The following is a 20,369-nucleotide window of genomic DNA, read 5'->3' as shown; positions in this document are numbered from 1 at the left end:
CTCTACCTCGCCGGCGCCGGCCTCGCCCGCGGCTACCTCGGCCGCCCCACCCTCACCGCCGAACGCTTCGTCGCCTGCCCCTACGGCAACGGCAAGGGCGAACGCATGTACCGCACCGGCGACCTCGCCCGCTGGACCACCACCGGCCAACTCGAATTCCTCGGCCGCACCGACGACCAGGTCAAGATCCGCGGCTTCCGCATCGAACTCGCCGAGGTCGAGGCCGCCTTCACCACCCACCCCAGCGTGGGCCACGCCCTCGCCCTCGTCCGCGAGGACCAACCCGGCGACAAACGACTCGTCGTCTACATCACCCGGTCGGCGACAACCGCCAGCGGCACCACCACCCCCGACCCCGTCACCCCCGCCGAACTCCGCGCCCACGCCGCCGAACGCCTCCCCGCCTACATGCTCCCCGCCGCGATCGTCACCCTCGACACCCTCCCCGTCACCCCCAACGGCAAAGTCGACCGCCGCGCCCTCCCCGCCCCCGACTACCGCACCACACCCCAAGGCCGCGAACCCCGCACCGAACGCGAGCGGACCCTCTGCACGCTCTTCGCCGAAACCCTCGGCCTCCCCGCCGTCGGCATCGACGACGACTTCTTCGACCTCGGCGGCCACTCCCTCCTCGCCACCAAACTGGTCAGCCGCATCCGCACCACCCTGGACACCGAACTCCCCATCCGGGCCCTGTTCGACGCGCCCACCGTCGCGGCCCTGGCCGCCGCCCTGCCCGCCTCCGGCGGCGCCCGGCCGGCCCTGCGGCGCGCCGACCGGCCGGAGCGCGTCCCGCTCTCCCCGGCGCAGCAACGCCTCTGGTTCATCGACCAGTTCGAGGGACCGAACGCGCTCTACAACACCCCGTGCGCGGTGCGTCTGACCGGCCCGGTCGACACCGCCGCCCTCGAGGAGGCGCTGACGGACCTGCTGCGCCGGCACGAGGTGCTGCGCACGGTCTACCCGAGCGTGGCCGGCCGGCCGCACCAGCTGATCCTGGACGACGCCCGACTCCCGCTCCGCACCGTGCCGGTGGCCACCGAGAGGGACCTCGGGGCGGCCCTGGCCGCGGCCGGCCGGGAGGTCTTCGACCTCGCCCGCGACCTGCCCGTCCGCGCCACGCTGTACTCGGTCCCGCACGAGGAGCACGTCCTGCTGGTGCTGATGCACCACATCGCCACCGACGGCTGGTCCGTCGGCCCGCTGCTGCGGGACCTCGACACCGCCTACCGGGCCCGCCGCACCGGCTCGGCACCCGACTGGCGGCCCCTGCCCGTCCAGTACGCCGACTACACCCTCTGGCAACGCGAACTCCTCGGCACCGAGGAGCAGCCCACCCCGCTGTCGGCCGGCCAACTCGCCTTCTGGCGCCGGGCCCTGGCCGGTCTCCCGGAGGAGCTGGCGCTGCCCTACGACCGCACGCGGCCGACGGCGGCCAGCCATCGGGGCGACACCGTCGAGCTCCGGATCCCCGCCGAACTCCACGCCGCCGTGACCGCGTTGGCCCGGGAGAATCGTTCCAGCACGTTCATGGTGGTGCAGGCCGCCCTGGCCGCCACCCTCGGCCGGCTGGGTGCGGGCAGCGACATCCCGCTCGGCACTCCGGCCGCCGGCCGCACCGACGAGGCCCTCGACGACCTGATCGGCTTCTTCGTCAACACCCTGGTGCTGCGCACCGACCTCTCCGGCGACCCGAGCTTCCTCGACCTGCTGGAGCGCGTGCGGGTGGCCGACCTGGACGCCTTCGAGCACCAGGACCTGCCCTTCGAGCGGCTGGTCGAGGCGCTCAACCCGGCCCGCTCGACGGCCCGGCACCCGCTGTTCCAGGTGCTGTTGACCTTCGGTGCCGCCGGTTCCGCCACATCCGCCACCACACCCTCCGCCGCGCCCTCCGCGACGTCCTCGCCGACGTCCTCGCCGACACCGTTGCCGACACCGCCACCGGCGCCCTCGGCGGACGGACTGCCCTTCCGGGTCGAGCCGGCGGCGGCCGAACACGCCAAGTTCGACCTGGCCTTCGGCTTCCTGGAGCGGCTCGACGCGGACGGAGCACCGGCCGGGATCGACCTGGTGGTCGAGTACGCGGTGGACCTGTTCGACCCGGCCACCGTGACGGCGATCGGCCACCGCTTCGAGCGGCTGCTCGGCGCGGTGACCGCCGATCCGGCCCGCCCGGTCAGCGAGGCAGAGATCCTCACGGCAGCCGAACGGACCCTGATCCTGGAGCAATGGAGCCGGCCCGGGGAGCACCCGGAGGCCTACGGACTCCGCACCCTCCCCGCGCTGTTCGCCGCCCAGGCGGCGCGCACCCCGGACGCCGTCGCGGTGGTCCACCGGGACGAACGGCTCGACTACGCCGAGCTGGACGCCCGGGCGAACCGGCTGGCCCACCTGCTGGCCGCGCGGGGAGTGGGCCCCGAGCGGCTGGTGGCCCTGGCACTGCCGCGCTCCACCGAGCTGGTGGTCGCCGTGCTCGCGGTGCTCAAGGCGGGTGGCGCCTACCTGCCGATCGACCCGGACTACCCGGCCGACCGGATCGCCTACACCCTGCGCGACGCCGCCCCCGAGCTGCTGCTCACCACGACCGCGACCGCCGCCCGACTGCCCGATGCGGGGCCGCCGTCGCTGCTGCTCGACACCCCGTCGACGGCGGCCGAGCTGGCCGGGGCGAGCACCACCGCTCCCGCGCCCGCCCTGGTGCCCGACCACCCGGCCTACGTCATCTACACCTCCGGCTCGACCGGCCGCCCCAAGGGCGTGGTGGTCACGCACGCCAACGTGGCCCGGCTGTTCGCCGCCACCGCCCGGTGGTTCGCGCCCGGCCCGCAGGACGTCTGGACGCTGTTCCACTCCTACGCCTTCGACTTCTCGGTCTGGGAGCTGTGGGGCGCGCTGCTGCACGGCGGCCGGCTGGTCGTGGTGCCCTTCGAGGTGAGCCGGGAGCCCCGGGAGTTCCTGGAGCTGCTGGTGCGCGAGCGGGTCACCTTCCTCAACCAGACGCCGTCCGCGTTCTACCAGTTGATGCAGGCCGACGAGGAGGCGCCGGAGCTGGGCCGCGACCTCGCCCTGCGACGGGTGGTCTTCGGCGGCGAGGCGCTCGACCTGGCCCGGCTGGCGCCCTGGTACGAACGGCACCCCGAGGACGCGCCGGTGCTGGTCAACATGTACGGCATCACCGAGACCACGGTGCACGTCTCCTACCGCCCGCTGGACGCAGCCACGGCCGCCGGGCAGCCCCGGTCGCTGATCGGCGCGGGCATCCCGGACCTGCGGCTGTACCTGCTGGACTCCCGGCTGCGGCCGGTGCCCGCCGGGGTGCCCGGCGAACTGTACGTGGCGGGCGCCGGGCTGGCCCGGGGCTACCTGGGCCGGCCGGGGCTGACCGCGGAACGCTTCGTCGCCGACCCGTACGGCGCCCCCGGCACCCGGATGTACCGCACCGGCGACCTGGCCCGCTGGACGGCCGCCGGCGAACTCGACTACCTCGGACGCATCGACGCCCAGGTGAAGGTCCGGGGCTTCCGGATCGAGCTGGGCGAGATCGCCTCGGTGCTCAGCCGCCACCCGCAGGTGGCCTCCGCCGCGGTCGTGGTCCGCGAGGACACCCCCGGCGACAAGCGCCTGGTCGGGTACCTGGTGCCCGCCTCCGCCGCCGGGCCGCTCGATGCGGACACCGTCCGCGCCCACCTGGCCGCCGAGCTGCCGGACCACATGCGGCCCGCGGCCCTGGTGCCGCTGGAACGGCTGCCGCTGACGCCCAACGGCAAGCTCGACGAGCGTGCGCTGCCCGCCCCCGGGCCGGGCCGGGCGGGCGCCGGCCGGGCGCCGCGCACTCCGCTGGAGGAGCTGCTGTGCGGGCTGTTCGCCGACGTGCTCGGCGTGGAGCGGGTCGGCGTCGACGACAACTTCTTCGAGCTGGGCGGCCACTCGCTGCTGGCCGGCCGCCTGATCGCCGGTGTGCGGGAGCTGACCGGCGCGGACGGCCTCGGCGTCCGGGCGCTCTTCCAGGCGCCCACCGTCGCCGGGCTGGCCGGACTGGTGGCCGGACTGGTGGACGGACTGCCGGCCGGGCCGCGGACCGGGGGCCGGGACGGCGCCGCCGCCGAGGAGGCCTTTCCGGTGCTGCTGCCGATCCGCGCCCGGGGCTCCCGTCCGCCGCTGTTCTGCGTGCACCCGGCGGCCGGCATCAGCTGGGTCTACACCGGTCTGCTGCGCCACCTGGACACCGAGCAGCCGATCTACGGCCTCCAGGCACCCGGACTCGCCGACCTGGACCGGCACCCGGCCAGCCTGGCGGACCTGGCCCGCACCTACCTGGCCGAGCTGCGCGCGGTGCGGCCCGAAGGTCCGTACGCCCTGCTCGGCTGGTCCTTCGGCGGGCCGGTCGCCCACGCGATCGCGGCCCTGCTGCGGGAGCAGGGCGAGCAGGTCTCGCTGCTCGCCGTCCTCGACGGCTACCCGGCACCCACCGCCGGGGAGGCCGCCCGGAACGGCGCCGCACCGGGCGGCGCCGGGCACGGCCGGGCCCGCCGGGACGCCGCCGAGCGCGACCCGGCGCTGCTCGCCGCGATCCTCGCCTCCCTCGGCCACAAGCCGGCGGACATCACGGCCTGGCCCACCGACGAGGCCGGCTACGCCGAGCTGGTCCGGGACGGCGACGGCCCGCTGGCCGGCCTCAGCGGTGCCGGGGTGGCCCGGGTGGTCGAGGTCTTCCTGGCCAACCTCGCCCTGGCCGACGACGCCCCGCTGCCCGGCTACGACGGCGACGCCCTGGTGTTCGTCGCCGCCGAGGACCGCCCGGCCGACGCCCCCGACCCCGAGAGCTGGCGCCCGCACGTGGGCGGCCGGATCGAGGTCCACGAGGTGCCGAGCACCCACGGCGCGATGACCGGCCCGCGGGCGCTCTCGGTCATCGGCCCGGTGCTCGCCGAGCGACTCCGCCACCCGGCGCCGCACCCGGCGGAGGACCCGGCGCCCGGCACAGCGCCCACGCACCACCACCCCTGATCCGCACCACCCCTGAACCGCACCACCTTTGGAGCGCACCACCGCACCACCCCCCGCAAGCGCACCACCGCTCCGACGCGGCACCCCCGCACCGACCACCCCACCGGCCGCGACCCGGCCCACCCACGATGAATGGAGACCACCGATGCACAGTGCCGTCATTCCCGACACCTGGCGCGGCGTCACCCCGGCGCCGATGTCGTCGACCGACGCCTACAACGGCTTCATCGCCGCGAACGTGATCTTCGCGCTGGACCGGATCGGCGTACTGGAGCGGATCGGCCGCGGCGAGCCGCTCTCGGCCGCCGAGGCCGCCCAGGCCGCCGCATCGGCCGGTGACGTCGCCAGAACGGAGGCCGTGCTGCGCGCCGCCGCCGACTACGGCTTCCTCAAGGCCGACGGCGCCGGCTACCTGCCCACCGAGGCAGGCCGCGAAGTCGTTTCCGCCCGTGGCTACTTCACCTGGGCCGTCGGCGGCTACCACGACGTCTTCGGCCGCGCCGGACACCTGAGCGCCGGAACGCACCACTACCAGCAGGACGTCTTCCGCGACGAGGCGATGGTCGCCCTCGGCTCCGCCCAGTGCGACCAGTCGATGTTCGCCGCGCAGCTGACCGACGTGCTCGACGGCATCGACTTCCGTCTCATCGCCGACCTCGGCAGCGGCACCTCCGCCCGGGTGCGCCGGGTGGTCTCCCAGCGGGAGGGCAGCCGGGGCCTGGGCATCGACATCAGCCGCCCGGCCACCGACATCGCCCGCCGCGAGATCGCCGAGGCCGGCCTCGAGGACCGGGTCACCGCCGTCCGGGCCGACGTGCTGGGCCTGCTCGGCACCCAGATCGACAACGACGCCGAGGCCGCCGAGGTGGCCGAGGTCGACACCGTGATGAGCTTCTTCCTGCTGCACGACCTGCTGGCCGACCCGGCCACCCGCTCCTCGATCTTCACCCGGATGCGGGAGGCCTTCCCCAAGGCCCGCACCTTCGTGCTCGGCGACACCATGCTGCGCGGCCCCGGCGAGTCGCAGAGCACCCTGCCGGTCTTCTCGGTCGGCTTCGAGCTGGCGCACGCGATGATGGGCGTACCGCTGCACACCAAGGAGACCTACGAGCAGCTGTTCGCCGACGCGGGCCTGCGGATCGACCGCGTCGAGGCCCTGGCCACCCCGCACTCCTGGCTCTACGTCCTGCAGGCCGACTGATGGCCGCCGCTCCCCCGGCCAGATACCTGCTGGCCCAGAACGAGCACCCGTACCCGCCGCTGCCCTCGGTGCTCGCCGCCCTGGCCGACGCCCCCGGCGACCTGCACCGCTACCCGGACCTGCGCCCCCGGCGGATCGAGGGGATCATCGCCGACTGGCAGGGCGTCCCGGCCGGGCAGGTCGTGGTCGGCCACGGTTCGGCGGGCGTCGCGCTGGACCTCTTCCACGCCGTCGTCGAGCCCGGCGACAACGTGGTGCACTCGGACCCCTGCTTCGACGCGTACCCGCTGTTCTGCCGGATCGCCCGGGCCGAGGCCAGGCCCGTCCCGCTCGGGCCGGACGCCCGGCACGACCTGGCCGCGATGGCGGAGCGGCTGGACGACCGCACCCGGATCGTGGTGCTGTGCAACCCGCACAACCCGACCGGCACGGTCTACTCCTGGGCCGAGCTGACCGCCTTCTTCCGCCGGGTGCCGCCCACGGCGCTGATCCTGCTGGACGAGGCGTACATCGACTTCGCCCGCGGCTGGGCGGCCCCGGACGTCCCGGCCCGGATCGCCGAGTGGCCCAACCTGGTGGTGCTGCGCACCCTCTCCAAGTCGCACGGCATCGCCGCGCTGCGGATCGGCTACGCGATGGCGGCGGAGCCGGTGGCGCAGCGGGTACGGGACCACCAGGTGCCGTACGCGGTGAACCGCCTCCAGGAGGCGGGCCTGCTGGCCGCCGTGGCGGCCCAGGACGAGGTGGACCGGCGGATCGCCGGGATCGCCGCCGAGCGGGACCGCCTGCGGGCCGAACTGCTCGGTCTGGGCTGGGCGGTGGCGCCGAGCCTGACCAACTTCCTGTGGGTGGCCGTCCCCGGGGACCAGTCGCCCGTCAAGGCCGCGCTGGAGCGGCTCGGGGTGGCCGTCCGGTTCTATCCCGGCCAGGGCATCCGGATCGCCGTCGGCGAGAAGGACGCCAACGACGCCGTGCTCGCGGGCTTCGCCGAGGCCGGCCCGCCCCCGGCGGCCTCGGCTGCGCCCACCGCCCCGCCCACCGACGCCGCCCGCTAGGGCCGTCCGCCGGGACGGCTCGCCGGCCCGCGCCCGCACCATCCACCACACCGCAGCAACGAAGGACAGGACATGCACCCACTTCTGGCGCGGCCGGAGTTCCGGCTCTACATCGCGGGACAGACGCTGTCCGTCCTCGGGGACAGCGCCCTCTTCATCGCCCTGGGCATCTGGGCCAAGGTGCTGACGGGAAGCAGTTCCGCGGCCGGTCTGGTGATGTTCTGCTACGCCGTTCCGATGCTGCTGCTGCCGCTCGGCGGCCTGTTCGCCGACCGGGTCCGCCGCCGGCCGCTGCTGGTCGCGGTCAATCTGGTCCTGGCGGTGGCGGTCACCCCGCTGCTACTGGTGACGGGCCGGGGCCAGCTGTGGATCATCTACGGCACGGCCGTGCTCTACGGGCTGGCCGGGGCCGTCCTGACCCCGGCCCAGAGCGCGATGCTCCGAATCATCCTGACGGATCGTCAGGACTTTGGGGCGGCCGTCGGGTTCACCCAGAGCATGCGCGCGGGCACCACCCTGGTCGCCCCGCTGGTCGGCTCCGGCCTGTACGGGTGGCTCGGCGGCCGGGCCGTCGCCGTGGTGGACATCGCCATCCTGCTGGCGGCGGCGCTCGCCTTCCTGGCCCTGCGGGTGGCCGAGCCGACGCCGGAGCCCTCCGGCCGCCGCTGGCGCACCGAGGTGCTGGCGGGCTTCCAGCACCTGCGCACCACCACCTCGCTGCTGCCGCTGCTGATCGCGACCACCGCGACCGCCACCGTGCTCAGCTTCCTCCAGCCGGTGCTGTTCTCGCTCATCCAGCACGGGCTGCACCGCTCGCCGCAGTTCCTCGGCGTGCTGGAGACGGTGGAGGCGGTCGGGTCGCTGGGCGGCTCGGTGCTGGGCGGCCTCCTGATCGGCAAGCTCGGCCCCCGGCGGACCGTCATGATCGGCTCGGCCGTCTTCGCCCTCGGCGCCGCGCTGCTGCTGACCCCGTCGGTCTGGGTGGTGGCGGCCGGTCTGCTGATCGCCGGGGCCGGCATGCCGGCGGCCGTGGTCGGCCTGGCCACCGCCGCCCAGTCGCTGACCCCGCCCCGGTTGATGGGCCGCACCCAGGCGGCCGTCAACCTGGCGCTCACCGCTCCCCAGGCGGTCGCCATCGGCATCGGCGCCGGGCTGGTGGCCGCGCTGGACTTCCGGACGGTGCTGGCCGCGATGCTGGTCGGCGCGCTGCTCTCCGCCGCCTTCCTGATCGGCAAGCCGGAGGCGGCGGCCGAGGACGACGGAGCCGGAACCGAGGCCGGGGCCGACGCCACGGCCGAGACCGAGAACGAGGCCACGGCCGAGGCCGACGGGACCACGGCCGAGGCCGCCGACCAGGACGGCGACGGTGACCGGCCCGGCGCGGGCGGCGGCGACACCGCCGCCACCGCCGACACCGCCGCCACCGGCGACGCCGGGAACACCGCCGCACCGCACCTCCAGCGCACCACCTGACGAGCCGCCACCACCGCTCCGAGCCCGACCGCCCATCCGCCCATCACCGGTCGCCGCCCGTCCCGCGATCGACGCCACCGGCCCGCCCCGGGCGGCACCGCACCGCCGCCCGGGTGGGCCGCCGTGTCCCCTCCTCACGAGAGAGCCCCTCAGATGACCGCCCCCTCCTCTCCCCTCTCCGCCGCGCTGCCCGTCGAACTGGACCACGTCGAGTTCTACGTGGCCGACCTCACCGCCGAGACCGCCCGGCTGACCGCCGAGTACGGCTTCGAACTGCTCGCCCCGCCCACCGAGCTGGGCGGGGCCGCCGAGCGCTGCCTCTCCGCCCTGCTCGGGCAGGGGAGCATCCGTCTGCTGCTGACCCAGCCGCTGGCCGCCACCCATCCGGCCACCGGCTACCTCGCCCGGCACGGCGACGGCGTCGCCGCGCTGGCCCTGCGGGTGCCGGATGCCGCCGCCGCGTACCGGACGCTGACCGACCGGGGCGCCGAGGGGCTGCGCCCTCCGCGGTCCGAGCACGGCTGCGTCACCGCGGTGGTCGGCGCCTTCGGCGACGTGGTGCACACCCTGATCGAGCGCGGTCCCGAGGTGCCCGCCGACCGGATCCCGGGCCTGCCGGACCCCGCCCCGGCGACCGGCGCCGGGTCGGTCGGCCTGCGCACGGTGGACCACTTCGCGGTCTGCGTGCCCTCCGGCGAGCTGCGCGAGACGATCCGCCGCTACCGCGAGGTCTTCGGCTTCCGGATGATCTTCGAGGAGCGGATCGAGGTCGGCACCCTCGGCATGGACTCGGCGGTGGTGCAGAGCGCCGACCACAGCGTCACCCTCACCGTGATCGAGCCGCTCGGTCCGGAGGCCGGCGGCCAGATCGCCTCCTTCCTCGCCGACCACGGCGGCGCCGGGGTGCAGCACGTGGCCTTCTCCTCCGCCGACGCCGTGCACTCCGTCACCGCGCTGGCCGAGCGCGGCGTGCCCTTCCTGCGCACCCCCGGCACGTACTTCGACGCCCTGCCCGCCCGCCTGACCCCGCTGCGGCACACCCTCGACCAGCTGCGCGACCTCAACCTGCTGGTCGACCAGGACCACGACGGCCAGCTGTTCCAGATCTTCACCCGCTCCCAGCACCCGCGCGGCACCTTCTTCTTCGAGATCATCGAGCGCATCCGGGCCCGCCACTTCGGCAGCAACAACATCCGCGCCCTCTACGAGGCCGTCGAACTCCAGCGCAGCGCCAGCGAAGTGGCCGGATGAACCCGCCCGCAACCCCTCTGACGGTCAGTCATCTGCCCCTGTCCGTCGCCGAGTACGCCGATCTGGCCCGCGCCGCCCTGGCCCCCGAGGTCTGGGACTGGCTGGCCGGCGGCGCCGAGCAGGAGCGCACCCTCGCCGCCAACCGGGCCGCCTTCGACCGGCTCGCCCTGGTCCCGAGGGTCCTGGCCGACGTCTCCGCCACCGACACGTCCGCCACCCTGGTGCGCAGCCGCGCCGCCCTGCCCGTGGCGGTCGCCCCGGTCGCCTACCACCGCCTCTTCCATCCCGAGGGCGAACTGGCCTCGGCCCGGGCGGCGGCCGCGGCGGGCGTCCCGTTCACCGTGGGCACGCTCAGCAGCGTCGGCTTCGAGGACCTCGCCGCGACCGGCGCCACCCTCTGGTTCCAGCTGTACTGGCTGCGCGACCGGGGCCGGCTGCTCGACCTGGTCGCCGCCGCCGAGGCGGCCGGCAGCGAGTGCCTGCTGGTCACCGCCGACGTGCCGTACATGGGCCGCCGGCTGCGCGACGCCCGCAACGCCTTCGCCCTGCCCCCCGCCGTCCGCGCGGCGCTGCTGGACGGCGGCGCCGCCGGACGGGCGCACCGGGCCTGCGCCGCCGTCTCCGCCGTGGCCGCGCACACCGCGGAACTGCTCTCCCCCGCCGTCACCTGGGCCGACCTCGCCTGGCTGCGCGACCGCACCCGGCTGCCGCTGGTGGTCAAGGGGGTGCTCGACCCTGCGGACGCCGCCCGGGCCGCCGACCTCGGCGCCGAGGCCGTGGTGGTCTCCAACCACGGCGGCCGCCAACTCGACCGCGCGGTGCCGTCGGTGACGGCCCTGCCCGCCGTGGCCGAGGCCCTGGCGGGCCGGGACTGCCAGGTCCTGCTGGACAGCGGGGTGCGCAGCGGCTCGGACGTCCTGACCGCCCTGGCCCTCGGCGCCACCGGCGTGCTGCTCGGCCGCCCGGCGATCTGGGGCCTCGCCGCCGACGGCGAGGCCGGCTGCGCCCACGTGCTCGCCCTGCTGGCCGCCGAACTGCGCCACGCGCTCGGCCTCGCGGGCTGCGCCGACCTGCGCGCCGCCGCCCGGCTGCGCACCGCCTCCCTGCCCTGCCCCACCTGGAGTGCCCCGTGACCACCACCGCCCCGCCGTACGACCTGCTGGGCAGCGACCTGCACCCGTCCCTCGCCGACCCGGCCATGACGTCGATGAACCTGCTCAACGAGATCTCGATCCGCTACCCGGACGCGGTCTCCTTCGCCGCCGGCCGTCCGGCGGAGGACTTCTGGGACCTCGACGCCGTCCACCGCCACCTGGACCGCTACGTCGAGCACCTGCGCACCGAACGCGGTCTGTCCGCGGCGGCCGCGCGCCGCCAGATCCTCCAGTACGGCCGCACCAAGGGCATCATCCACGACCTGATCGCCACCCACCTCGCGGTGGACGAGTCCATCCGGGTCCCCGCCGAGTCGATCGTGGTGACGGTCGGCTGCCAGGAGGCGATGTTCCTGGTCCTGCGGGCGCTGCGGCGCGGCCCCGAGGACGTGCTCCTCGCCGTCTCCCCCACCTACGTCGGCCTGACCGGCGCCGCCCTGCTCGCCGACCTCCCGGTCCACCCGGTCGCCGACGGCCCCGACGGCGTCGACCTCGCCGACCTGCGCCGCCGGCTGACCGCCGCCCGAGCCGAGGGCCTGCGCCCCCGGGCCCTCTACCTGGTGCCGGACGTCGCCAACCCCAGCGGCGCCAGCCTCCCCCTGGAGCTGCGCCGGGACCTCCTCGCCCTGGCGGCCGAGGAGGACATCCTGATCCTGGAGGACAACCCCTACTGCGTCTTCGCCGGCGAGGACCGCCTCCCCTCCCTGAAGGCCCTGGACACCGCCCGCCGGGTCGTCCACCTGGGCTCCTTCGCCAAGACCGCGCTCCCCGGCGCCCGGGTCGGCTACGTCGTGGCCGACCAGCTCGTCTCCGACGGCGCCGGCGGCACCCGCCTCCTGGCCGACCTGCTCGCCATGATCAAGAGCATGACCACGGTGAACACCTCACCGATCGCCCAGGCCGTGATCGGCGGCGCCCTCCTCGAACACGGCCACAGCCTGCGCGCCGCCAACACCGCGACGGCCGCCCTCTACCGCCGCAACCTCGCCCTGCTGCTGGACGGCCTGGCCCGCCGCTTCCCGCCCTCCACCGGCATCACCTGGAACACCCCGCGGGGCGGCTTCTTCCTCGTCCTCACCGTGCCCCACCTGCGCATCGACGACGCCCTGCTGGAGCGTTCCGCCTCCCGCCACGGCGTCATCTGGACCCCGATGTCGCACTTCTACCCGGCCCCCGGCGGCACCCACCAGCTCCGCCTCTCCGTCACCCAGCTCACCCCCGCCACCCTCGAGCGCGGCCTCGACGCCCTCGCCACCCTCCTCACCCACCCCACCCCCTGACCCCGCCCCACCGAGGAGGCCGCCCCGGAACCCGGGGCGGCCTCCTCGGCAGTTCGTCCCCGCCGTCTCCTGGCGGGGGCCGGCACCCGGCCATGGGTCTGCGGACGGTGGTCGACTCGAACGATCCCGTCCACCGATCGTGAGGGAGACGTCCGGCCCGCGAGACGTCCGGCCCGCGCCTTAGCGAAGGATCCCGGCCGTCGCACGGTGGCACGGCGTCAACCCTTTCCCGGGCACGGCTACAGAATGCTCCTGCCCGCCGGGCCACCGGCGCCCGCACACTGGGTCGACTCCGCGCCGGCGGAGTCGTCGATCCCGAGCCCGTGCGCGCCTCCGAGGGAGTAGCCCATGCCCGCTGCCGAGACCACCGCCACCCCGGACCGGCCCGACGTCCAACGGCTCAGAGCGAATTCGGTCGGGCTGATCGGCGTGATCTTCATGGCACTGGCCACTGCCGCGCCGATCACCGCGATGACCGGCAACCTGCCGGTCATCGTCGGCGGCGGCAACGGGGTGCACGCCCCGGCCGGATTCCTCTTCGTCACCGCCGTCCTGACCGTCTTCACCGTCGGGTACGCCGCCATGGCCCGGCACATCACCACCGCGGGCGCTTTCTACGGCTTCGTCTCGCACGGCCTCGGCCGGGTCGTGGGCATGGCCTCCGGCCTGCTGGCGGTGCTCGCGTACGTGGTCTTCGAGGCGTCGATCGTCGGGATCTTCGCCTACTTCGCCGAGCAGGCCTTCACCGCCCAGTTCGGCATCCACTGGTCGTGGCAGGTCTTCGCGCTGGCGATGCTGGCGATCACCGCCGCGCTCTCCTACTTCGACCTCGAGGTCGCCTCCAAGGTCCTCGGTGTCTTCCTGGTCGGCGAGGTGGTGATGCTGCTGATGCTCGCCGGCTCGGTGCTGGCGCACGGCGGCGGCCCCGGCGGGCTGCACGCCGGTACGCTCGACCCGACCGGGGCGTTCGCGGGGGTCAACGCGGGCGTCGGGCTGTTCTTCTGCTTCTGGTCCTGGATCGGCTTCGAGTCGACCGCGATGTACGGCGAGGAGTCCCGCAACCCCAAGCGGATCATCCCTCGCGCCACGCTCCTCGCCGTCCTCTCGCTCGGGGTCCTGTACACCTTCGTCACCTGGATGGTCATCTCCGGCAACGGCCCGACCGAGTCGCTCGACATCGCGAACGGCGGCAACCCGCTCGACCTCTTCCTCGCCCCCGCCCACACCTACCTGGGCCACTGGGCCGTCACCGCCTTCCAGTGGCTGATGTGCAGCAGCGCCTTCGCCTGCGGCATGGCCTTCCACCAGTGCGCCTCGCGCTACCTGTACGCGATCGGACGCGAGGGCTTCCTGCACCCGGCGCTCGGCCGCACCCACCCGCGGCACGGCTCGCCGCACATCGCCTCCTTCACCCAGACCGCCATCGCACTCGCCGTCATCGGCGGCTTCTGGGCCGCCGGACAGGACCCGTACGTCAGCCTCTACACCCTCACCGCCATCCTCGGCACGCTCGCGCTGCTCGTCGTCCAGACGCTCTGCTCCTTCGCGGTGATCGCGTACTTCCGCCGCAACCACCCGGAATCCCGGCACTGGTTCCGGACGTTCACCGCGCCACTGCTCGGCGGGATCGGGATGCTGGCGGCGATCGTGCTGCTCGTGGTCAATCTGGACACGGCAGCCGGAGCGGCCTCGAAGACCTTCTTCTTCAAGCTCATCCCGTGGATCGTCGGGGCGGTCTTCGCCGGCGGCATCGCCCTCGCCCTCTACATGCGGGCCCGCCACCCGCAGCGGTACGAGGTCATGGGCCGCCTGATCATCGAGGACAGCCGGGAACGTACCGAGCAAGCCTCCCCCGCCACCGTCTGAACCGACCGACCTCGCGAAGGGATCCCCCCATGGCTCGCTCACACCTCGCCTGGCACCTCAAGCAGTCGCTCGCCGACCGCGCCGCCGCCGCGAGACTGCGGATGCCCGCCGACGACTACCGGGCCCTGCGCGACGAGGCCCGTGCGGAGCCGGCCGGACCGTCCCGCAGGGCCCTGCTCGCCCGCGCGGCGGCACTCGGTGTCGGCGCGGCCGCGCTCGCCGTCACCCCCCGCGCCCGGGCCGCGACCACCGCGGCCGCGAAGTACACCGGCCCCGCCCCGCGGATCGCCATCATCGGCGCCGGCATCTCCGGCCTGAACGCCGCGCTCACCCTGGCGGACAAGGGCATCGCCGCCACGGTCTACGAGGCCCATCCCTCCCGCATCGGCGGCCGGATGTACTCGGGCGGCAGCCCGTCCACCCCCGGCCTCTGGGCGCAGGGCCAAGTCTCCGAGTACGGCGGCGAACTGATCGACACCGGCCACCACACCGTGCTCCGGCTCTGCCAGCGCTTCGGCCTCTCCACCACCTCGGTGCGCGCGGCGACCCCGGCCGGCGCCGAGCAGATCCTCCGCTTCCAGAACGACTGCTACCCCCGCTCCACGGCCGACGCCGACTTCAAGGCGGTCTGGCAGCTGATCCAGAAGGACATCCAGGCCGGTGGCTCGGCCCCGACCTGGGACGACCACAACGCCGCAGCCGTGGGCCTCGACCACATGTCCGTCCGCGACTGGATCGAGACCCGTGTGCCCGGCGGGGTCTCCAGCAGGCTGGGCGCCCTGCTCGACGTCGCGTACGCGGTCGAGTACGGCGCCGACACCACCGCCCAGTCCTCGTACGCGCTGCTCCTGATGCTCTCCTCGCAGGCCAACCCGGGCAGCTTCAGCATCTGGGGCGGCAGCGACGAGCGCTACCACATCACCGGCGGCAACGACCAACTGCCGCACGCCATCGCGGCGGCGCTCCCGGCCGGCACCGTGCAGCAGGGGTACACGCTGAAGGCGGTGGCCCGGAACGCCGACGGCACCCAGACGCTCACGTTCGACCTCGACGGCGGCGGCACCCGGACCGTCACCGCCGACCACACCATCCTGGCGGTGCCGCTGCCGATCCTGCAGCAGCGGATCGACTTCTCCTCCGCCGGGCTCGACCCGATGATGCGGGGCGTGCTCAGCCACATGACGATGGGGTACTGCACCAAGCTCAACATGCAGTTCGACACCCGCCCCTGGCTCGGAACGGGCCCGTGGCCGGGCGTCTCGAACGGCGAGTGCTTCGCCGACCTCCCCTTCCAGCAGGCCTGGGACGTCACCCGCGGACAGGCGGGCCGCAACGGCATCCTGGTCCAGTACGGCGGCGGCAGCCCCGCGAAGGGGCTGACCCCGCCCAGCGCCTTCACGGACGCCTCCACCGGCTACACCCGCGATCTGGTCGGCACCTACCTGAGCCAGATCGACCGGCTCTGGCCCGGCACCGCCGCCGCGTGGAACGGCCGTGCCACCCTCTCGGCCTGGCACCTCAACCCGTACTCCTACGGCGCCTACTCCTGCTGGCCGGTCGGCTACCTGACCACCTACGCGGGCTACGAGGGCACCGCCCAGGGCAACCTGCACTTCGCGGGCGAGCACACCTCCTACGACTTCCAGGGCTACATGGAAGGCGGCGCCTCCCAGGGCGCCCGCGCAGCAGCGGAGGTACTCGCGGCGATCGCCTGACCACCGGCGCTGCCGCGGTGCTCCTCCAGGACGTCCGGAAGCTGAGCCGTTGCACGCTTGCCGTGATCACCCCGGCGGCTCCTCACTCGTGCCACCAGCAGCGTGGTCGCGCCGATCGACAAAAGTGGTCCGAGACCGACCACGCGCACAACACCCCTCACGATAACGCCCCGTCCACCCAGGGACATTCACGCGAACGCCCCCACCGAGGGTGAACCCAGTACCACCCCAGGACGGGTGCCAGTGGTGATGACCATGCCCCGCCGGAACGCGCAGCCTTGAGAACACGAAGGCCACCGACACGGCGAGGAGGAGCCATGAGCGTCATCGAGCGGTCAACGGCGGAAGCGCTGCCCGGTTCGACTCCCGACCGCGCCGCCGTGGGCCGGCGGCCCGCGCAGCATCGGACCCGCAGCCCGCGCCGCTGGCCCGGGCTGGCGCTCGTCGGCTGCGGAGTCGCGGTGCTCGCCTGGGCGTTCGTGCTCTGCCACGCCCTGCCGTCCACGGCGCCTGTCGTGCACTGGTCGGCCGCCTGGACGGGCTTGGACGTCATGGAGGCGCTCGGCTTCGTCACCACCGGGATCCTGGCCGCTCGTGGCGATCTCCGCCGGGCCCTGCCCGCTGCAGCGACGTCGACGCTCTTGCTCGTCGACTCCTGGTTCGACCTGGTGACAGCGGGCACCGGCAGCGGTTTCGCCGTGGCGCTGGCCATGGCGTGCTGCGCCGAACTGCCGCTTGCGGTGGTCTGCGCGGTCGTCGCCTGGCGGACGTTCCGTGTTCCGACGTCCCGGTCGGCCTGACTCGACATCGATTACTGGGAAAAGGTCTCTCGATCATGAATCTTCGTACCGCGCTCGGCCGCTCCGGAGTGCGATGGGGGCTGACCGCAGCGGCAGCCGGCACCGCGGCCCTGTCCTGGTGGGCGTTCGACTCCGCCCCCTACCCGTACGCGCAGCGCTGGCTCCTCGATCTGCCCCTGCCGCTGCTCAGCCAGGAGCGGCTCGATGCGATGCTGGAGTTGCGCCAGGGCGAACGCGTTCTGGAGGTCGGGCCGGGCACGGGCCTCCAGGCCCTGCGCACCGCGCCGCAACTGGGCCCCGGCGGTCGGCTCGACATCGTCGACGTCCAGCAGGAGATGCTCGACCACGTGATGGGCCGGGCCGCACAGCGCGGTCTCGGCAACATCACGCCGACCCAGGCGGACGCCCACCACCTGCCCTTCGGGAATGCCGTGTTCGACGCCGCCTACCTGGTGACGGCGCTGGGCGAGATCCCGCAGCCGGAGGTGACGCTGAGGGAGCTGAGCCGGGTGGTCAAGCCGAGCGGGCGAATCGTCGTGGGCGAGTTCTTCGACCGGCACCAGGTGCGCCGCACCGCCCTGGCCCGTCACGCCAACGCGGCCGGGCTCCATGTGACCCGGCTGATCGGCCCGCCGTTCTCCTACTACGCCCGGCTGGCGCCCTGCCGGTCGAGCGGTGCACGGACACCGCTGATCACCTCCGACACCGAGCACTACGCCACCGTGTAGGCGGCGTGGCCCGCTCACGACGGCGGCGCGCTCACGACGGCGGCGCGGACCCGGCGCCGCGCGTGCCGGCCCGCCCGGCGGGGCCGTCCCGGGGGTGGCACTGGTTTCACCATGGATCCGGGTACGGGCCTCATGGCAGGCCCCCGTCGGGCTGTCCTAGGGTCGAGCCATGACGATTCCAGCCGCGCTGAGGCCCTCGGCGCTTCGGGGGCGACGGGACGCCGGCTTCCTGGCCGCCGGTGTCCTGCCGCACCTGGCTCTCGTGCCCGTGTGGGCCTGGGGCGTGCTGACCTTCACCGAGACGGGGAACTGGGCTCTGGTGCTTCCCGTGTCGGCCGTCCTGCTCCTCCTCGGTGTCCCGGTGCTGACGGCCGTCCAGCGGTTCCGCCACCGGGCGCTGCTCGGCGTGGACATCCCTCGGCCGGCGTCCGTGCCGCAGCGGTGGTCGTGGGCGTCGGCCGCCCGTCGGCTCTCGGCGACGCGTCCCTGGCGCCGGCTCGGATACCACCTGCTGCTGGGCCCGTTGCTGGCCGTCCTGGAGGTGTCGGTGCTGGTGGTGGCGATCGCGGGCCTGGCGGGCGCGACGGCCGGCGGGTGGATGTGGGCGCTGCCCGTGGAGGTCCGCCAGGACTGGTTCGGCTACGCGACGCAGCTGCCGTGCTACACGGTGGGCGGACTGGTCCTGCTGTGCGTCGCACCGTGGACGGCCGGGGCGGCGGCCCGGTTGGAGTCGCGGACCGCATCGGTGCTGCTCGGGCCCAGCCGGGCGCAGCGGCTCCAGGAACGGGTCGACTACCTGGCCGGGAGCCGCACCGACCTGATCGAGGCGGTCGACGCCGAGCGCCGCCGCATCGAGCGTGACCTGCACGACGGCACCCAGCAGCGGCTGGTCTCCCTCGCGGTCAACCTGGGCCTGGCGATGGCCACCCGCCCCGACCTGTCGAGCGGGGCCCGCGAGGTGCTCGCGGAGGCCCATCTCGAGGCGAAGGAGGCGATCGCCGAACTCAACGACCTGGTACGCGGGTTGCACCCGGCTGTCCTCGAGGACCGCGGTCTGGACGCGGCGTTGTCCGGGCTGGCCGCCCGGGTGCCGTTGCCGGTCCGCCTGCGGGTGGATCTCGACGAGCGGGTCGCACCGGCCGTGGAGTCGGTCGCCTACTTCGTGATCTCCGAGGCGCTGGCCAACGTGACCAAGCACGCCCGTGCGACGCGGGTCGCGGTGACCGTCCGACGGATCGGGAAGGTGTTGCGGGTGCACGTCACCGACGACGGGCGCGGCGGTGCGGACGCCGGAGCCGGGACGGGGCTGAGCGGGCTGGCCAAGCGGGTCGGCTCGGTCGACGGCACCTTCCGCGTCAGCAGCCCCGCCGGGGGACCGACGACCGTGATGGCGGAGTTGCCGTGCGGGCGGTGATCGCCGAGGACTCGGTGCTGTTGCGGGTCGGCCTGGTCAAGGTGCTGGAGATGGGTGGTTTCCAGGTGGCCGCGGAAGTCGGCGACGCGGAGGCACTGTTGGCGGCGGTGGAGGAACACCGGCCCGAACTCGCCCTGGTCGACGTCCGGATGCCGCCGGGCTTCGGCGACGAAGGGGTGCGCGCGGCGACGGAGATCCGCCGACGCTGGCCGCGGACGGCCGTGGTGCTGCTCTCGCAGTACGTCGAGGAGCGCTACGCGGCCGACCTGCTGGCGGCGAACTCCAGCGGCGTGGGCTACCTGCTCAAGCAACGCGTCGCCGACGTCGGGGAGTTCGTGGCCGCGGTCCGGCGGGTGGTGGACGGCGGCACCGCATTGGATCCGCAGGTCATCACCCAACTGCTGCTGCGGCGGGACAGCGACCCCCTGGACCGGCTGACTCCCCGCGAACGGGAAGTACTGAGCTCGATGGCCGAGGGGCGCTCCAACGCCGGCATCGCCGAGGCCCTGTCGGTCAGCGAGAGCGCGGTGGCCAAGCACATCAACAGCATCCTGGCCAAGCTCGACCTACCGGTGACCGACGCCGACCACCGCCGGGTCCTCGCCGTACTGCGCTTCCTCGGAGCCTCCCGGCCCTGACCCCCGCGGGTTCGTAGCGCGCCTGGTTGACCTGGGCGGCATGAGCGGGATCTTGCACGTACGGCCGCCTTGATGGCAGAGCGGGCGCATTCTCCCCGGTGATCACAGATCATCGCACCTCCGTGATCACCGATTCCTGCACCCGCGTTGCCGCCGGATTTCCTCGCGCCACCTGTCTGCGAGAGCTCTCAATCGATCTCCTCGGCTGCCAGGAGGAGATCTTCCCGGAGCTTCTTGAAGTGCGGGTTGCGAAGGACTCCGGCGTCGCTGCCCTGGAGGTGGTCGATCATGTCGAGACCGGCAGCCGCCAGTGCCCTCCGGAATTCCCCGGGTGTCGCCCGGATGACTCCGTCCTCGAAGTCGCATGTCATTTCGACAATGCTTCCGGCCTTCGCTAGGAAAATATATCCTTCACCCTCCGGGAAATAGTACTCGGACTTCCCAGACAGGCGGGCCTCCTCCAGGCAGAGGAGCATGACCCTGGTGAAGTCGAAAAGCGGGACGCCCGGCATCTCGAAGGTGATCCCGTCTCCGTGGATCTCGATGTCACCGAGTGGGCGGTGGTGCGTCAGTTCGGTCAGGCCGACCTGCTGGGCCGGGGACTTCGATTTCCTGAAAGGATTGCCTTTTGCGGTGATCTTCACCGACACGGTCATTGGCTGCTCTCCTGGGGGTGGATTTCCGCATCGAAGCCGGGCCCGGGAGTGCTGTGCTGCTCGGGCGACGGCGCGCGGTGGCTGCGGCGCGGCCGTAGTCGTCGAGGGGCGCCACCGGCCTGCGCACTGTA

Annotated in this window: 14 protein-coding genes; 13 read left to right on the top strand and 1 reads right to left on the bottom strand. The window is 73.8% G+C overall.

All coding sequences use genetic code 11. The features are described 5' to 3' along the window. From ABT247_RS20495 to ABT247_RS20435, 13 genes are all read left to right on the top strand, one after another. Nucleotides 1–5,007, top strand: a 5,007-nt coding sequence (locus tag ABT247_RS20495; RefSeq protein WP_350744236.1) for a non-ribosomal peptide synthetase, incomplete at its 5' end; no start/stop codon positions are given. A 145-nt stretch (nt 5,008–5,152) separates the two neighbouring features. Then, the gene (locus ABT247_RS20490) at nt 5,153–6,208 is read left to right on the top strand and encodes a class I SAM-dependent methyltransferase (RefSeq protein WP_350744235.1); all 1,056 of its coding nucleotides are present in this window, start codon (nt 5,153–5,155) and stop codon (nt 6,206–6,208) included. Next, nucleotides 6,208–7,263, top strand: coding sequence for an aminotransferase class I/II-fold pyridoxal phosphate-dependent enzyme (locus ABT247_RS20485; RefSeq protein WP_350744234.1), 1,056 nt, complete (start codon nt 6,208–6,210; stop codon nt 7,261–7,263). Before ABT247_RS20490 ends, ABT247_RS20485 begins: the two co-directional genes overlap by 1 nt. A gap of 72 nt (nt 7,264–7,335) precedes the next feature. Then, on the top strand, nt 7,336–8,736 hold the full coding sequence (locus tag ABT247_RS20480; protein ID WP_350744233.1) for an MFS transporter: 1,401 nt from the start codon (nt 7,336–7,338) through the stop codon (nt 8,734–8,736). A gap of 153 nt (nt 8,737–8,889) precedes the next feature. Continuing rightward, complete coding sequence (gene hppD / locus ABT247_RS20475; protein WP_350744232.1) at nt 8,890–9,987, top strand: 4-hydroxyphenylpyruvate dioxygenase; 1,098 nt, start codon at nt 8,890–8,892, stop codon at nt 9,985–9,987. Further along, the gene (locus ABT247_RS20470; protein WP_350744231.1) at nt 9,984–11,120 is read left to right on the top strand and encodes an alpha-hydroxy acid oxidase; all 1,137 of its coding nucleotides are present in this window, start codon (nt 9,984–9,986) and stop codon (nt 11,118–11,120) included. The genes hppD and ABT247_RS20470 overlap by 4 nt, the downstream gene beginning before the upstream one ends. 65 nt (nt 11,121–11,185) lie before the next feature. Then, nucleotides 11,186–12,421: an aminotransferase-like domain-containing protein gene (locus ABT247_RS20465; protein ID WP_350744237.1), complete on the top strand. Its 1,236-nt coding sequence runs from the start codon at nt 11,186–11,188 to the stop codon at nt 12,419–12,421. A 348-nt stretch (nt 12,422–12,769) separates the two neighbouring features. Beyond that, complete coding sequence (locus ABT247_RS20460) at nt 12,770–14,287, top strand: APC family permease (protein ID WP_350744230.1); 1,518 nt, start codon at nt 12,770–12,772, stop codon at nt 14,285–14,287. Between the two features lie 29 nt (nt 14,288–14,316). After that, nucleotides 14,317–16,002: a flavin monoamine oxidase family protein gene (locus ABT247_RS20455; protein WP_350744229.1), complete on the top strand. Its 1,686-nt coding sequence runs from the start codon at nt 14,317–14,319 to the stop codon at nt 16,000–16,002. Nucleotides 16,003–16,319: 317 nt separating this feature from the next. Then, complete coding sequence (locus ABT247_RS20450; RefSeq protein ID WP_350744228.1) at nt 16,320–16,802, top strand: hypothetical protein; 483 nt, start codon at nt 16,320–16,322, stop codon at nt 16,800–16,802. A 35-nt stretch (nt 16,803–16,837) separates the two neighbouring features. Continuing rightward, on the top strand, nt 16,838–17,530 hold the full coding sequence (locus tag ABT247_RS20445) for a class I SAM-dependent methyltransferase (RefSeq protein WP_350744227.1): 693 nt from the start codon (nt 16,838–16,840) through the stop codon (nt 17,528–17,530). A gap of 169 nt (nt 17,531–17,699) precedes the next feature. After that, the gene (locus ABT247_RS20440) at nt 17,700–18,944 is read left to right on the top strand and encodes a sensor histidine kinase (protein ID WP_350744226.1); all 1,245 of its coding nucleotides are present in this window, start codon (nt 17,700–17,702) and stop codon (nt 18,942–18,944) included. Then, the gene (locus ABT247_RS20435; RefSeq protein ID WP_350744225.1) at nt 18,932–19,582 is read left to right on the top strand and encodes a response regulator; all 651 of its coding nucleotides are present in this window, start codon (nt 18,932–18,934) and stop codon (nt 19,580–19,582) included. Before ABT247_RS20440 ends, ABT247_RS20435 begins: the two co-directional genes overlap by 13 nt. Before the next feature lie 188 nt (nt 19,583–19,770). Here the strand turns inward: ABT247_RS20435 and ABT247_RS20430 are convergent, their stop codons facing one another. Next, nucleotides 19,771–20,238: a hypothetical protein gene (locus ABT247_RS20430; RefSeq protein WP_350744224.1), complete on the bottom strand. Its 468-nt coding sequence runs from the start codon at nt 20,236–20,238 to the stop codon at nt 19,771–19,773. Nucleotides 20,239–20,369: the final 131 nt, after the last annotated feature.

Origin of the sequence: Kitasatospora sp. NPDC001539, assembly GCF_040298565.1 — a bacterium.
In the GTDB taxonomy this organism is placed as follows: domain Bacteria; phylum Actinomycetota; class Actinomycetes; order Streptomycetales; family Streptomycetaceae; genus Kitasatospora.
Note: the sequence above shows the minus strand (reverse complement) of the source record. Positions and strands in the feature narration are given on the sequence as shown.